At 67.1% G+C, this 15,241-nt stretch carries 11 protein-coding genes; all 11 read right to left on the bottom strand.

Going from position 1 to position 15,241, the window contains the following annotated elements; genetic code table 11:
- Positions 1 to 3: 3 nt before the first annotated feature.
- Positions 4 to 3,216, bottom strand: a complete 3,213-nt coding sequence (locus DZG09_RS17010; RefSeq protein WP_119698663.1) for an Ig-like domain-containing protein — start codon at positions 3,214 to 3,216, stop codon at positions 4 to 6.
- A 194-nt stretch (positions 3,217 to 3,410) separates the two neighbouring features.
- Positions 3,411 to 4,988, bottom strand: coding sequence for a glutamine-hydrolyzing GMP synthase (guaA, locus tag DZG09_RS15515; RefSeq protein WP_119698662.1), 1,578 nt, complete (start codon positions 4,986 to 4,988; stop codon positions 3,411 to 3,413).
- Complete coding sequence (locus DZG09_RS15510; RefSeq protein WP_119698661.1) at positions 4,985 to 5,521, bottom strand: DUF3817 domain-containing protein; 537 nt, start codon at positions 5,519 to 5,521, stop codon at positions 4,985 to 4,987. The genes guaA and DZG09_RS15510 overlap by 4 nt, the downstream gene beginning before the upstream one ends.
- 167 nt (positions 5,522 to 5,688) lie before the next feature.
- Entirely contained in the window at positions 5,689 to 6,513 is an 825-nt protein-coding gene (locus tag DZG09_RS15505) for an SURF1 family protein (RefSeq protein ID WP_420845912.1), read from the bottom strand.
- A gap of 9 nt (positions 6,514 to 6,522) precedes the next feature.
- Positions 6,523 to 7,638, bottom strand: coding sequence for a GuaB3 family IMP dehydrogenase-related protein (locus DZG09_RS15500; protein ID WP_119698660.1), 1,116 nt, complete (start codon positions 7,636 to 7,638; stop codon positions 6,523 to 6,525).
- Between the two features lie 171 nt (positions 7,639 to 7,809).
- Positions 7,810 to 9,312: an IMP dehydrogenase gene (guaB, locus tag DZG09_RS15495; protein ID WP_119698659.1), complete on the bottom strand. Its 1,503-nt coding sequence runs from the start codon at positions 9,310 to 9,312 to the stop codon at positions 7,810 to 7,812.
- Positions 9,313 to 9,437: 125 nt separating this feature from the next.
- Positions 9,438 to 10,364 carry an EamA family transporter RarD gene (rarD, locus tag DZG09_RS15490; RefSeq protein WP_119698658.1) on the bottom strand — a complete coding sequence of 309 codons (927 nt, stop codon included), beginning with the start codon at positions 10,362 to 10,364 and terminating at the stop codon, positions 9,438 to 9,440.
- A gap of 254 nt (positions 10,365 to 10,618) precedes the next feature.
- A complete protein-coding gene (gene groES, locus DZG09_RS15485) occupies positions 10,619 to 10,915 on the bottom strand; it encodes a co-chaperone GroES (protein WP_067242196.1) in 297 nt (98 codons plus the stop codon).
- A gap of 295 nt (positions 10,916 to 11,210) precedes the next feature.
- Positions 11,211 to 12,410 (bottom strand): alanine racemase, encoded by a 1,200-nt coding sequence (locus tag DZG09_RS15480; protein ID WP_119698657.1) that lies wholly within the window; start codon positions 12,408 to 12,410, stop codon positions 11,211 to 11,213.
- Between the two features lie 31 nt (positions 12,411 to 12,441).
- A complete protein-coding gene (locus DZG09_RS15475) occupies positions 12,442 to 13,608 on the bottom strand; it encodes an alanine racemase (RefSeq protein ID WP_240424116.1) in 1,167 nt (388 codons plus the stop codon).
- A 255-nt stretch (positions 13,609 to 13,863) separates the two neighbouring features.
- A complete protein-coding gene (locus DZG09_RS15470; RefSeq protein ID WP_276116313.1) occupies positions 13,864 to 15,054 on the bottom strand; it encodes an ROK family transcriptional regulator in 1,191 nt (396 codons plus the stop codon).
- Positions 15,055 to 15,241 lie beyond the last annotated feature (187 nt).

The raw sequence follows: 15,241 nt of genomic DNA, 5'->3' as shown, positions 1-15,241 counted from the left end.
CCACTAGTGGATCCGCGTCCGTCGTGCCACCCCGAAGATCCCCGCGCCGATGAGGAGGAGGACTGCGGCGACGCCGCCGACTGCGGTCAGTGCGGCGCCGGTCGCCGCGAGTTCCGTGCCGCCCGGTCCCGTGCCGCCCGAACCGGCGTCATCCGAGTCGGCGCCGCCCGAGTCAGCGTCACCCGAGTCGGTGCCATTCGAGCCGTCACCGTCCGGATCCGTGTCATCTGCGGGTGGTGCCGCGACGGTGATCGTCAAGGTCTCCGATTCGGAGCCCATGATGTTCTCATCTCCGAGGTAGAGCGCCTGCACCTCGTGGCTGCCCGCGGCGAGCTCCGTCGTGGAGAGCGCGGCCGTGCCGTCTTCGAGTTCGACGGGCGTCTGCCAGTCGTCCCCGTCGACAGCGAACTGCACCTCGCCTTGAGGGACGAGCGCGCTGTTGCCGTCGACGGCGACGAGCGCCAGGAACCGGACCTCTTCGCCGTGATCCACGGTGGTCGTGGCGCCGAGCCCCGTCGTGGAACCGGCCTGTTCGATGCCGAAGGCGACGGGCTCGGATTCCGCGCCGGCGATGGTCGGGTCGACACCCGTGTAGACGGCACGCAACTCACGCTCGCCGGCCTCGAGATCATCGATCGTCAGCGTGGCCGTGCCCGTGTCGGGAACCGCGGTGTCGTCGGCCGAGGTCTCACCGTCTCCCGCCGTGTCAGGGTCGTCGATGGGCAGCGGTTCGACGGCGGCGGCGCCGAGGAGCTCGTCGTCCGCGTAGAACTCGACCTCGCCGCCGATCTCAGTGACGGCGGGATCGACGATCGCGACGTCCGTCTTCAGCGTGACGGGCTGGCCGTACACCCCGCCTTCCTCAGGGACCGTGAGGTCGAGTTCGACCTCGGCTGGCAGCGTCTCCACCGTGAACGGCTCACTGACGGACTCGTTCTGATAACCGTTGCCGGAGTACTCGGCCGTGACGACGCGCTCACCGACCGCGGGCTGGGTCAGCTCGAACGTCGCCGTGCCGTCGTCGGCGACGGCGACCGGGTCGCCCGTTTCGACGCCGTCGACGGAGAACTGCACCGTGCCGGTGTCAGGGGCGTCGCCAGGTGCGACGGTCTCCACCGTCGCCGTGACGGTCGCGTCTTGGCCGATCGAGATCACCGCATCGCCATCGAGCGTCGTACTCGAATCGGCGGGGCGCACGGTGACCCGGACGGCGTCGGTCTCGGAGTTGAAGAAGGTGCGGCCGTCGTCGATGCCTTCGTTCTCCACGACAGAAACCTCGCCCCCTGGCCCATAGATGTAGCACACCAACGGAAGCAGGCACCCCACGCGTTCGGCGAATGTGACGCTGTAGTCGGCGACACCGATCTCGTCGGCAGGGATCGAGATCTCGGCGGCGCCGTCGGTGACCTCATCCCATGCGCGTATGCTGAACGTGCCGATGAGCACCGGCTCGTCGTTGCGATACAGCAGAGCGGATCCCGCGGGTGTCACCGGCAGGTGAGGGAAGATCGTCGCAACATCGACGTGGAAGTCGATCATCTGCCCGTACACCGCCGTGGTCGATTCGACCGTCAACTCGGTCGTCGTCGACAGCGGCGTGATCTCCACGATTCCCGTCACCTCCGCGCGGTCCAGGAACTGCCCTTCGTCGGGGATGAAGGTCATGGTGTAGTCGTATCCCGTCGCCAGCATGCCGGAGAGGCCTTCGAAGGTCGCCGTGCCGTCGACGATCTCCTTCTCGACGTCGACGGTTTCACCGTCGTGCTCCGCGGACAGCTGCACGACTCCCTTCGGGTCGTCTCCCTCTCGTGTCACCGTCGCGATCAGGTCGAACGACTCCCCCGGATGTCTCGGAGATGTCGGTCCGCGCACGGAGAAGTCGACCTGGTACAGGCTGACTCCCGCTTCCCCGTGGACCCGGTCCGCCCCGGGCATCGCCGGATCGGAGGGAAGGTACTCCACCGTATAGGAGTAGACTTCGTCGTCTGCCCCTATCAGCGGGTCGATCTGAACGACCGCCCTTCCGTTCTCATCCAGTGGTGCCGTGTATTCCTCGTACGCACCTACCGACGGCATCTGCAAGATCCGGACCTTGACCGACCCGGCCGGGGTGCGCAGGTCGTTGGTCACCGCGATCGGCAGCTCGATGTCCTCGCCGAACTCCGGCCAGCGTTCCGGCTCGGTCACGATGATCTGCGACCGCGGCGGCGTCGCGTACGTGATCTCCACCCAGCCGTTGCCGCCGTCGGCGCTGTAGCTCTTCGTCCACCCCACCGGGATGAACGACCCTCCTCCGCCGCCGCCCTGGCCGGGGCCGCCGCTGGAGCCGTCGTCACCGCCGTGGCCGGGGTGCGCATAGCCTCCGCCACCGCCACCGCCTGCGGCGTTGCCCGACCACTCGTCAACGTCCGGAGACGTGCCGAAAGACCCTCTGCCGCCGGCATCGCCTGGGTCACCGGTACGCGGCTGCTCCGGCACGGCGTCAGCGATGTCCGATCCGCCACCACCATGAGAGCCTCCGGAGCCCGACCCGCTGCCGGTGCGCCCGCCGCCGCCTGCGCGCCCGCCGTGGCCGCCGGCGGTGGTCTCAGAACCCACGGTCCCTTCGCCGCCGCCACCACCACCGCCACCGGCGGCGGCGATCACCTCGCCGTTGATCAGGATGGCTGCGGCGCCGCCGCCGCCTCCGCCTCCCGCGCCATACTTGTCGCAGAACAGGTCCCCGATGCTGTCGCCGCAGTCCTCGTCCCAGTCCTCCGGGAAGCCGGCGCCATCGCCACCGGCCCCTCCGTTGCGGAAGCCGAGCCCGCCGATCCCGCCGTACTTCTCATGCTGTGCGGCCTCGCCGGCTTGCGCCGGATAGATCTTCACCTGGTCTCCGGGTTCGACCGCGATCGACCCACTGATGACGGCTCCTGCGCCGCCCCATCCGCTGCCCGCCTGCGGAAGCCCGCTGTCGTCGTCCGCGCGAACGCCCGCGTCGTTGCCGCCGCCTGCGCCGCCGACGAGCGTCACGTCGAGCTTCGACACCCCATAGGGAACCAACCAGTCGATGCCGTTCTGCCACCCGATGATGCTCCCGTCGGGAGCGTACCGGTCGGTCGTCTCCAGAATCCACGGAGGAAGGTCGATGTCGTCGTTGAGGTCAGCGGATGCCGGAGCCGATGCGATGACGAGGCTCGCGGCCGCGAGCAGGGCCGCCGTGGTCGTGGCCACCAGCTTCCTGCTGAAGGATCGTCCCGACGGACTCTGACGTGGCATAGCGCTCCCGATCACCGACTCGCGCCACGGCTGTGGCACGCTTCGACGAATGTATGCCCGGTCAACAGCACCCGCATCGGCAATCGTTGCCTAGTTTGAGTGCGTTCCTCGGGAGCCGCGCATCGAGACGAGCGCGCCGAACTGCGGAATCACTCCCACTCGATGGTCGCCGGGGGCTTGCTCGTCACGTCGAGGGTGACGCGATTGACCTCGGGCACCTCGTTCGTGATGCGGTTCGAGATCTTCGCCAGCACCTCGTACGGCAGGCGGGTCCAGTCGGCCGTCATGGCGTCCTCGCTGGAGACCGGGCGCAGCACGACGGGGTGACCGTAGGTGCGGCCGTCGCCCTGCACGCCGACGCTGCGCACGTCGGCAAGCAGCACCACGGGGCACTGCCAGATCTCCTGGTCGAGGCCCGCGGCAGTGAGCTCCTCGCGGGCGATCGCGTCGGCCTCGCGCAGCGTCTCGAGGCGGTCGCGAGTGACCTCGCCGATGATCCGGATGCCCAGGCCGGGGCCGGGGAACGGCTGGCGACCGACGATCGCCTCGGGAAGTCCCAGGTCGCGGCCGATCTGGCGCACCTCGTCCTTGAACAGCGTGCGCAGCGGCTCGATCAGTCCGAAGTCGAGGTCGTCCGGCAGGCCCCCGACGTTGTGGTGGCTCTTGATGTTCGCCGTGCCGGAACCGCCGCCGGACTCCACGACATCCGGGTACAGCGTGCCCTGCACGAGGAACTTGATCGGCTCGCCTTCGGCCTTCGCCTCATCGACCAGCTCGCGCTGGACCTTCTCGAAGGCCCGGATGAACTCGCGGCCGATGATCTTGCGCTTGGTCTCCGGGTCGGTGACGCCGGCGAGGTGACCGAGGAAGGTGTCCTCTGCGTCGACAGTGATCAGCCGCACGCCGGTGGAGGCGACGTAGTCCTGCTCCACCTGCTCGCGCTCGCCCTTGCGGAGCAGCCCGTGGTCGACGAACACGGCAGTGAGCTGGTCGCCGATGGCGCGGTGCACCAGCGCGGTGGAGACCGCGGAGTCGACGCCGCCGGACAGAGCGGAGATGACGCGAGCCGAGCTGACCTGCTCGCGGATACGGGCGACCTGCTCGTCGATGACGCTGCCGGTGTTCCAGTCGGCTGGCAGCCCGGCGACTGTGTGCAGGAAGTTCTCGATGACGCGCTGGCCGTGGTCGGAGTGCTTCACCTCGGGGTGCCACTGCACGCCGTAGAGGCACGCGTCGGCGTTGGCGAATGCGGCGACCGGGGCGCCCGCGCTCGAGGCGAGCACCTCGAAGCCCTCCGGCGCGCGCGAGACGGCGTCGCCGTGGCTCATCCACACGTTCTGCTGAGCGGGCGTGCCCGCGAGCAGCGGGTGATCGACGCCGCGGAGCGTCGCCTGGGTGGCGCCGTACTCCCGGTCACCGGTGTGCGCGACCTCGCCGCCGAGCGCCTGCGCCATCACCTGGAAGCCGTAGCAGATGCCGAGCGTCGGGATGCCGAGCTCGAAGATCGATGAGTCGAAGCTCGGGGCACCTTCGGCGTACACCGAGCTGGGACCGCCGGAGAGGATCATCGCGACCGGGTTCTTCGCTTCCACCTCGGCACGCGTGACGGTGTGCGGCACCAACTCGCTGAACACGCCGGCCTCCCGCACGCGGCGTGCGATCAGCTGCGCGTACTGCGCTCCGAAGTCGACGACCAGAACCGGTCGCTGGGCGGTGTCGGCGCTCATCCGGCGACCTCCTGGTTGGATCCGTTGCTCTTCGCCGCAAGCTTCTCCGCGACGTTCCTCTCACGCTCGGCGAGATAGGCCTTGACCTCGCGTGCGACGCGCGTCTCCATCACGAAGGACAGGAACGGCACGACGCCGCCGCCGGCGAGGGCGATGAACCGGACGAAGCCCCAGCGCATCAGGCTCCACAGCCGGAAGCACGCGAAAAGGTACACGACATAGAACCAGCCGTGCACGACGAGGATCGCGAGCGAGAGGTTCACGCCGTCGCCTGCCGACTCCATCACGCAGGCGCTTCCCGCGCCCATCGCGAGCTTCGAGTACCACTCGCAGTCGGCGCCGACCGCGACGTCGGCGAGCCAGAGGAACCCGCCGGATCCACCGGCGAACAGCTCGACGTGCAGCGGCGAGTACTTCAGCACCATCTCGGCCACGAGCAGGAGCAGGCCGACACCCGTGATGACGGAGCAGATCTGGTAGAAGCGCAGTGCCCCTCGAATCTTCGGGAAGGAAGAGAGCTTGGGTTGCGCCATGCGTCCAGTCTAATCGGCCGCTTGCTGTGCCCTCGCCGTGCTCGCTGCGCTTCTTGAGCGCTCCAGATGAGCGGCGTCCAGGTGCGTGCACTCCCAGACCGAGGAGGGAAGGCGCACCTCGAGCGCCGACCGACGAGAACGCCGGAGGGCGCGCGCCTGGGCGCCGCTCAGGCCTCGTCGGGGTCGAGGCCTTCGATCTCCTCGATCTCGCGCTGCTGGGCATCTTTGGCGAGGCGGTACCAGAGGTAGAACGCGAAGCCGGCGAAGACTGCCCACTCGACCGCGTAGAAGATGTTCAGCCAGTTGACGGGGCTCGCCACTTCGGGGGCGGGCGAGACGATCGGGTCGAGCCCGACATCGGCGATGCCGGCCTCCGGGTCGAGCGTCGCCAGGAAGGCCCGATAGGTCTGACCGGGCACCTCGCCCCACTGCCCAAGGAGAGCGGCAGGCGACATCCGAGGCATCTCGTACGGGTCGTCGCCGGTCGGCGGGGTCGGGCCCTCGTCGGAGATGATGCGGCCGGTCAGGTCGACGACGGCAGATGAGTCCGCCTCCGCCTCCAGCGCCGCGACTGCGGCATCCGCCTGTTCGCGCGATTCGGAGAAACCGATGGCGACGGCGAGTGACGAGTCGTCGGCGAGCTGCAGACGCCCGGTCACCCAGAAGCCGTCGACGTCGTCGTTGCTGCGCGAGGAGACGACGAGGAAGTCATCCGGGCTCCATGCGCCCGACACGTCGACCCTCTGGCCGACGAACTCCTCCGACAGGTACTGCGCGGGAGCCACCACGTCGCCGAGCGGCACGATCTCCTCGGTCGCGCCTGCCGCAGGCGGATCCAAGTCGACCGCGCGGGCGAGCTGCCACTGTCCGAGCCAGGCGAAGATGCCTGCGACGATGAGGCAGAAGCACAGCATCGCCAGCCAGCGCGGGCGGAGCATGACTTCCCGCAGCGTCGGCGGGAAGACGAGCTCCGGTTCGTCAGGCGTGCTCACGTCGGTTGATCAGACTCCGTACGGCGCGACGACGACCTCGACGCGCTGGAATTCCTTGAGATCGGAATAGCCCGTCGTCGCCATCGACTTGCGCAGGGCGCCGATGAGGTTCGCCGTGCCGTCCGACACGGCGGCCGGTCCGTACAGCAGCTCCTCGAGAGAGCCGCGCACGTCGACCTTGATCCGGCGGCCCCGCGGCAGCTTCTTGTGGTGAGCCTCAGGGCCCCAGTGGAAGCCCTGACCAGGCGCGTCCGTGGCGCGGGCGAGTGCGACGCCGAGCATCACGGCGTCCGCCCCCATGGCAAGCGCTTTGACGATGTCACCGGACGTCCCCACGCCGCCGTCGGCGATGACGTGCACGTAGCGCCCGCCCGACTCGTCGAGGTAGTCGCGGCGCGCGGCGGCGACGTCGGCGATCGCGGTCGCCATCGGCGCGTGGATTCCGAGCGTGGCGCGCGTGGTCGAGGCCGCTCCCCCGCCGAAGCCGACGAGCACGCCGGCCGCGCCGGTGCGCATCAGGTGCAGGGCGGCGGTGTACGTGCTGACGCCGCCGACGATCACCGGCACGTCGAGGTCGTAGATGAACTTCTTCAGGTTCAGCGGCTCGAGGTCGCTGGAGACGTGCTCGGCCGAGACGGTGGTGCCCCGGATGACGAACAGATCGACACCCGCGGCGACGACGGTCTCGTAGAACTCCTGGGTGCGCTGCGGCGTGAGCGAACCGGCGACGGTGACACCGGCAGCCCGGATCTCTTCGAGGCGCGTCGAGATGAGCTCCGCCTTGATGGGCTCCGCGTACAGCTGCTGCATGCGCGAGGTGGCCACCTCATCCGGGAGCGAAGCGATCTCGTCGAGCAGCGGCTGCGGGTCGGCGTAGCGGGTCCACAGGCCCTCGAGGTCGAGCACGCCGAGGCCGCCGATCTCGCCGAGCCGGATGGCCGTCTGCGGGCTCATCACGGAGTCCATCGGCGCACCGATCACCGGGGTGTCGAACTGGAAGGCGTCGATCGACCAGCTGGTCGAGACGTCCTCGGGGTTGCGGGTGCGCCGGGAGGGAACCACCGCGATGTCGTCGAGTGCGTACGCTCGCCGCGCCCGCTTGGCGCTGCCCAGTTCAATCTCCATGCTCACGTTCTCACCCTATCTTCTCGCCCCGAACACCACCCCGCTGCCGAGATGCGCACTTCTCGTCGAGATGCGCACATTCCGACGCCCGGATGTCGAAAAGGTGCGCATCTCGCGGACCCGACTTCGGACATCCGGACGCTCCGCACGGGGCGGGAGGATGTCGCCGGATCAGCTCCTGTAGTTCGGCGCCTCGACCATCATGGCGAGGTCGTGCGGGTGCGACTCCTTCAGGCCGGCTGGCGTGATGCGCACGAACTTGCCGCGCGCCTTCAGCTCCGACACCGAGCCGCCGCCGACGTAGAACATCGTCTGGCGCAAGCCGCCGACCAGCTGGTGCACAACCGACGAAAGCGGGCCGCGGTAGGCGACCTGCCCCTCGATGCCCTCGGCGATCAGCTTCTCGTCGCTGGGCACATCCGCCTGGAAGTAGCGGTCCTTCGAGTAGGAGGTGTTCTTGCCGCGCGTCTGCATGGCGCCCATCGAGCCCATGCCGCGGTACGCCTTGAACTGGCGGCCGTTGGCGAAGATCAGGTCGCCTGGCGACTCCTTGGTTCCGGCCAGGAGCGATCCGAGCATCACCGAGTCAGCACCGGCGACGAGCGCCTTGCCGATGTCGCCGGAGTGCTGCAGCCCGCCGTCGGCGATCACGGGAACGCCGGCGGGGATGGCGGCCTTGGCCGACTCGTAGATCGCGGTGATCTGCGGAACACCGACGCCCGCGACGATGCGCGTGGTGCAGATCGATCCCGGCCCGACGCCGACCTTGATGGCGTCGGCACCCGCATCGATGAGCGCCTGCGCACCCTCGCGGGTCGCTGCCTGCCCGCCGATCACATCGACGTGCGCCGCAGCCGGGTCCTTCTTGAGGCGCGAGATCATGTCGAGGACACCCTGGCTGTGCCCGTTCGCGGTGTCGACGACGAGCACGTCGACGCCCGCGTCGACGAGCGCCATCGCCCGCTCGTAGCCCTCGCCGAAGAAGCCGACAGCGGCTCCGGCGCGCAGCCTGCCCTCATCGTCCTTCGCGGCGAGCGGATAGTCCTCCGCCTTGTCGAAGTCCTTGACGGTGATGAGACCCTGCAGCGTGTCCGCGTCGTCGACCAGCGGGAGCTTCTCGATGCGGTGCTTCGCCAGCAGCTCCAGCACCTGCTCGCGGGAGGTGCCCACCGGCGCCGTCACGAGCGGCATCGGCGTCATCTTCTCGTGCACCTTCATGGTCGCCCACTCTGCGCGGGGCACGAATCGGGTGTCACGGTTGGTGATGATGCCGAGCAGCCTGCGGTTCTCATCGACGACGGGAAGACCGGAGACGCGGAAGTGCGCGCACAGCGCGTCGAGCTCGGCAAGCGTCGCCTCTGGCGTGACCGTGACGGGGTCGGTGATCATGCCCGACTCCGAGCGCTTGACCTGATCGACCTGCTTCGCCTGATCCTCGATGGAGATGTTGCGGTGGATGATGCCGATGCCGCCCTGGCGCGCAAGGGCGATCGCCATCGGAGCCTCCGTGACGGTATCCATCGCGGCGGAGACCACGGGGATGTTCAACGAGATCCGCTTGGTCAATCGGGTCGAGGCGTCCGCCTCAGACGGAATCACGTCAGTGTGCCCAGGCAGGAGCAGCACATCGTCATACGTCAGCCCGACGAAGCCGAAGGGATCGTGGTCAGTCATGGGCAGCACCTCTCCTGTGGAACTCGGCTCGCGTGGCTTGTGACCCGCGCCTGTTCCACATTCTAAGTCGCGCCAGCGTGCAGATATTCCGTGCGCCGAGCCGAGCTGCGGATGATCGCCTCGGCTCACACCGGTGCGACGGTCTCGTCCGTGATGTGCCGAGCCGCACGCCTCGCCCGGCGACCGCGACGGGAAGAGCGCAGGATGTCGACGATGAGCAGCGCGCACGCGACCCACACGAGCGCGAAGCCGGTGAGCCGCTCTGGCGGCATCGCCTCGCCGAGGAGGAAGACGCCGGTGATGAACTGCAGGATCGGGGCGATGAACTGCAGCATGCCCATCGCCGAGAGGGACACGCGACGTGACCCTGCGGCGAACAGCAGCAGCGGCACGGTCGTGACGGCACCAGCGCAGGTGAGGGCGATGGCGTGCCAGAGGCCGCTCACGCCGAAGGTGAGGCCCGTGGTCGCAGCGACCAGCACGAGCTGAGCGATCGCGATCGGAGTGAGCCACAGCGTCTCGAGCGCGAGCCCGCCGACGGCGTCGACCGCGGGACCGATGCGGTTCTTCACGAGGCCGTAGAACCCGAAGGACAGCGCCATCGCCAGCGAAAGCCACGGCACAGATCCGTATCCGACGACGATCACACCGACCGCGACGGCGACGACGGCGATGGCCGCCCACTGCAGCGGGCGAGGGCGCTCCCGCAGGAAGATCACCGCGAGCAGCACTGTCACGATCGGATTGATGAAGTACCCGAGGCTCGCCTGCAGCACCTGCCCACTCTGCGCCGCGATCAGGAACGCCTGCCAATTCGCATAGATGAGCAGTCCGGCCAGCACGGTCCACCAGACCAGCCGAGGGTTGCGCAGCACGACGACCAACCGGCGCCATCCGCGCGTGAAGGTGAGCAGCACGGCGCACAGTGCGAGTGACAGGATCACCCGCCAGGCGACGACCTCCCATGGGCCCGTCGGCGCGAGCAGCACGAAGTAGAGCGGAAGGAAGCCCCACAGCAGGTACGCGCTGAAGCCGTACCCAGTTCCGACCATGCGCGTACGCGCATCATCCGGGTCGCTGCTCACCGGACAAGCCTAGTCCCGCGAGGCGAGGCGGCGGTCGCAGAGGACTGCTCGCGCGCAGGACAACAGATCGCGCATTCACGAACATGTTCCGCGGGGATCGGTGTTGCTCTGCGCGCATTCTGTTCGCGAACGCGCTCAGCCCGCCGCACCGGGGCGCGGCGTCTCCCCGGAACGCGCAGAGCCCCGGACCACCAAGGCCCGGGGCTCTGAGGAACGCGGTGTCAGCGGACGACGACGGCGAGGACGTCGCGCGCCGAGAGCACCAGGTACTCGTCAGCGCCGAACTTCACCTCGGTGCCGCCGTACTTGCTGTACAGCACGCGGTCGCCGACTGCGACGTCGAGCGGAACGCGATTGCCGTTGTCGTCGATGCGGCCGGGACCGACGGCCACGACTTCGCCCTCCTGGGGCTTCTCCTTGGCGGTGTCGGGGATGACCAGACCGCTGGCGGTGGTCTGCTCTGCCTCGACCTGCTGAATGACGATGCGGTCCTCGAGCGGCTTGATGGAAACCGACACGGTGTACCTCTTCCCTGTGGTGTCAGAAGACTATAGGTTCGCACTCTCGGTGTGAGAGTGCTAACGGCAGTTTAGGACGCTCTCTGGCACTCTCGCAACGCGAGTGCCAATTTTGTTTCGCTCGACGCGGGTCGGGGGTGGCTCGTCGAGGGCTCGCGCGAGGCGGTCGTGCGCCGTATGTGCGCGCACGACCGCGCCCTCGGCAGGGTGACCGCACAGCGAGTCGGTTCGCTCATCCGTTCGACGCTGTCAAGGCGCCGAACGCGCTTGTCCATCCCCACGACGCAGCGCGTGCTCAGAGAGGGCGTCCTGACGACGTGTAGATACCCTCGACCTTGGCTTTGCCCGTGTGGATGCCCGACACGCCAGCGATGTGGCTGCGTACGTAGAAGGCTTGAGCTCGGAAACAGAACAAGGCGCTGTCACCCGGCGCAAGCGAGCGACGTTCGGTTTGCGCAAGACGACCGTAGAAGTCGATCACCTGATGGTTCTGAGCCAACGTCGCGTTGACCTTCTGAGTGACGGCGGTATCGAAATCACGGCCGACGATGGCCTGCGGCTGGTACTCGATCGACCCGATGCAGAGATACAAGCCGCCGCCGAAGCAGAAACCGAAGTCACCGTCGAGATGCGAGACCTCGGAGAGATAGAGCATCGCAGGGCGCTCAGGGAGATTCCCGAAGGCGTGATACCCACCGGTGGCGGTGAAGCCGTGCCCAGGCTCGACCTGAGTCACGCCGTGGCTTGCGAGCGTTGACATGACATTGGTCGATGTCTCGCCAGGCCCGTTGATCACGACATCAGCACGGCCCGCCTTGCGCAGCGTCTCCGCCGCCTGCTGGAGCGTGCGCAGGTTGGGCGTGGGGTGAACGGTGTGCTTCACCTTGTCGAACATCAAGGCCGGATAGCTCGTCACTCCGTTGAAATGAGCAGTTCCCAGCCCGTCGAATCGGTCGGCGATCTTCAGGATCTCGGTGACGTCGTAGCCCCCGGCATGACTTTCGACGACTTCGTCGTCCGGCCCGAATATCCGAGCAAGGAGGCCCTGGCTGTGTCCGTGGCCTCCGAACTGTGCCAGCGTCGCGTCGGCGACCTCTTGTGCTTTCCCATCGCTGAAGACAGTCCAGCTCTGAGGTTCCATCGCAGCGACTTCCTCGGCAGCGTGCTTGGGGATCTGCACCAGATGCCCGACGTTGCCCAGCGGTTGTCGCACACGATGGATCGCTCTCGCGCCTTCGAGATCGACGGCGACGAACGAGTCGACGCCGTTGTTCTTCAGGGTGCGGATCGCATCCGGGTTGCGTCCGAACTGCTTCGTCATCGCAACGACATCGAGCCCGAGTCGGTGCGCTTCTGTCGTCATCATCTTGGCGTTCTCAGCAAGGGTGTCCAAGTCGATGACATAGGTGTCAGGCGGGAGTTCTCCTGACTGATGGAGCTCGATCGCCGCACGAGCGAACGCGGGGTTCTGGGAGATCAGATTGTTGAGAAACATGGCCTCACACTGTCGTCGAGGTGGGGATGGATCAGAGTGAGAGGCCAGTAGCGGGGACGCGCGCGGCCAGGGAGGGATTGTTCGTCGAGAGCCCGGAGATCCCCATCGTGTGAGAGCGAGTCACGAACGCCTGAACACGGAACCCGAAGAGAACCGTGTCGCCGGTGGCGATACGGTTCCCCTCGAGCGGGATGGTGGCGTAATAGTCGATCGCTTCGGGTGCTGGCATCTCGACCGGGAGCTCGACGGCGTCTGCGAGCTCCCCTCCTGACGGCACGACCAACGCGTGCGTCGCAGTGCTTCCGAGCACCGGATCAACGTACAGACCACCACCGAACACATAGGCACGGTCATTGTGGATGTGGGACACCTCGCTGACATAGGTGACCGCAGGAACCTCGATCTGGTCCTCGGCCGCATGCAGCGGAGTGGTGCCGGTCAGACCATGGCCGGGTTCGACCTGCGTGGCCCCTGCCTCGGCGAGCGTCGACAGAACAGACGTCGACGTCGTTCCCGGCGCATTCACCTGCACGTCCTTGCGACCTGCGGCTCTCAGGTCTTCGAGGGCACGAGTCAGAGTGGCGAGGTTGGGCGTCGACTTCGCCTTCCCCGCCTCGGAATCGAACAGCGTTGCAGGAAACGTCACGACCCCGCCGAATTCGACACCCGCAACGGCATCCAACTGATCCGCGACCTGCTTGATACCCGAGGCCTCGAACCCTCCTTCGTGCCCGGGGTAGAAGCGGTCACCCGGGGCATGGATCCGCGCGAGCACCTTCTGCACCCTTCCCTGCTTCAGAGCCGCTCGCCCGGCTTCGACGGCTTTGTCGATGCTGAACACCGTCCAGTACTCGGGATGAAGCTCCGCGGCACGTTCCGCGCTGTGGCTGGGGATCTGAACCAGGTGCCCGACATGCCCGGCTTCAAGGCCAGCGGCATGCGCGGCGAGACAGTCATCGAGATCCACACCGACGAACCGGGTGATCCCACCCGCCGCGATCGCCAGCGCCGCATCCGGGTTCCGTCCGATCTGCTTCGTCATCGCGAACGGCGTCAGCCCCAGACGCGAGGCTTCTGCATTGAATGCGCGTGCATTCAGTGTGATCGCGTCAAGATCCAGGACGTTGGTGTTCGGCGGCACTCGCCCGTCTTGGTGGAAGGCGATTGCTTGTTGAAGAAGTGCCGGATTGCGACGCATGAGGAGATTCAGGAACATTGCAGTTCTTTCAGCTTTGTACGGTCAGGGACGGCCTTCGCGCGCGCTCGTATCGACGAAGAGCACTTCACGTTTTGATTGCAGCTTGGAACTAAATGGTGACCCACGACCCCTCTGAAGTCAACCGGCAATCTGACCCGGCTCCTCGGCACACCCCTTCGAAGCGACCGACTGGAGCCGCCTCCTCGCCCCCTGTCGCCTCTGGGCGACAGGGGGCGAGGCACTGAGATCCGTGCGCTAGGCGACTGCGTGAGGCGCCCTCGCCACAGCGACCAGACTGTCAAGATCAAGCGGTTGCGCCGTCGGCAGATCCACGAGCGCACTCTCATGGACACCGAGCTCGCGATACATTGTTCGAAGGCTCGTCACAGCAGCACCGACCGCACCCGAGAAGTTGCCCAGTTCGACAGCACGGAGCTTCGGCGCATATCGGAGACTCTGCTCGAGCGCGTCCTGATACGCGCTCAATCGAGACTCCAGTGATCTTGAGATGCCTCCACCGAGGACGATGACCTCGGGCTCGCAGGAGACCGCGATCGCGGTGAGCACCACGCGCAGAGCATGGTCGAACTCTTCCCTCAGCGACTTCGCCGAAGTCGGTTGAGCATCCGAGAAGAGGTCTGCTGGGCTCTCCAACACCACCCCAGTTTCACGAGCGCGACGCAGGAGACCCGGCCCGGTCACGAAGTGCTCGAGGTGCAAGCCGTGCGCACCGATCGGAAGCTGTCCGAACTCGCCGATGAGACCGTGCCTCCCCTGCAAGATCCATCCATCGATGGCGAGCCCTGCGCCAAGGCCCGTACCGAGAGTCAGCATGGCGGCGGTCGGCGCATCGCGAGCCGAGCCGAATCGCTGCTCCCCGAGCAACGCGAAGTTCGCGTCGTTGTCGACCTCCAACGTCATCCCGAGCTCGCGCTCGAGGACCTCCAGGAAGCGAACGTCCTCAACGTGCGGAAGGTTCGGGGCATTCGACACCACGCGGTCACCCTGCCCTACTGCACCAGGGAGCCCCAGCGAGATGTGCGCAACAGCACTCCACACACCTGCCGCCGCAGCGGCATCGATGACCTCACGCGCCAGCCATGAGGCCATCTCCTGCGAAGACAGCTGCGACGGCGTCTTCGTCTCGACCGCGATCTGCGGGGCGCCGACGAGGTCCGTCATCACGAGACGAGTATTCGACGCCCCCAGATCGATCCCCACCGCATAGGAACGTTCCGCCACCAGGTCAAGCGCCCTGGCTCGCCGCCCGCGGTTCTCCACGACGATCTCGTCGCCCTCCCGAACAATGCCCTCGTGGATCAGCTGATCTGTTGCTCGGGTCACGGTCGCGGGCGAGACTCCGGTGCGCGAAGCGATCTGCTTCCGGCTCGCAGGGCGACTGCGCAACAACTCAGCCAGAACCGCAGCACGATTCAGCTCTCGCATGTCGTGGACCATCGGACACCTCTTTCGACTCACGTTGACACCAAATGTAGTCGAGTCCATCGGGGACGCAGGGACCACCTCCACCAACCTCGCCCGATTCCCTCTTGACAGCCGGTTGATGCTTTGCTTGCATGTTGCAAACAAAGCATCATGCTGTTGCTGACGAACAGATCGCCGTCAGCGCGAC

The sequence above is a fragment of the Microbacterium halotolerans genome, assembly GCF_003569805.1.
GTDB lineage: Bacteria > Actinomycetota > Actinomycetes > Actinomycetales > Microbacteriaceae > Microbacterium > Microbacterium halotolerans.
This window is presented reverse-complemented; position numbering and strand designations above follow the sequence as displayed.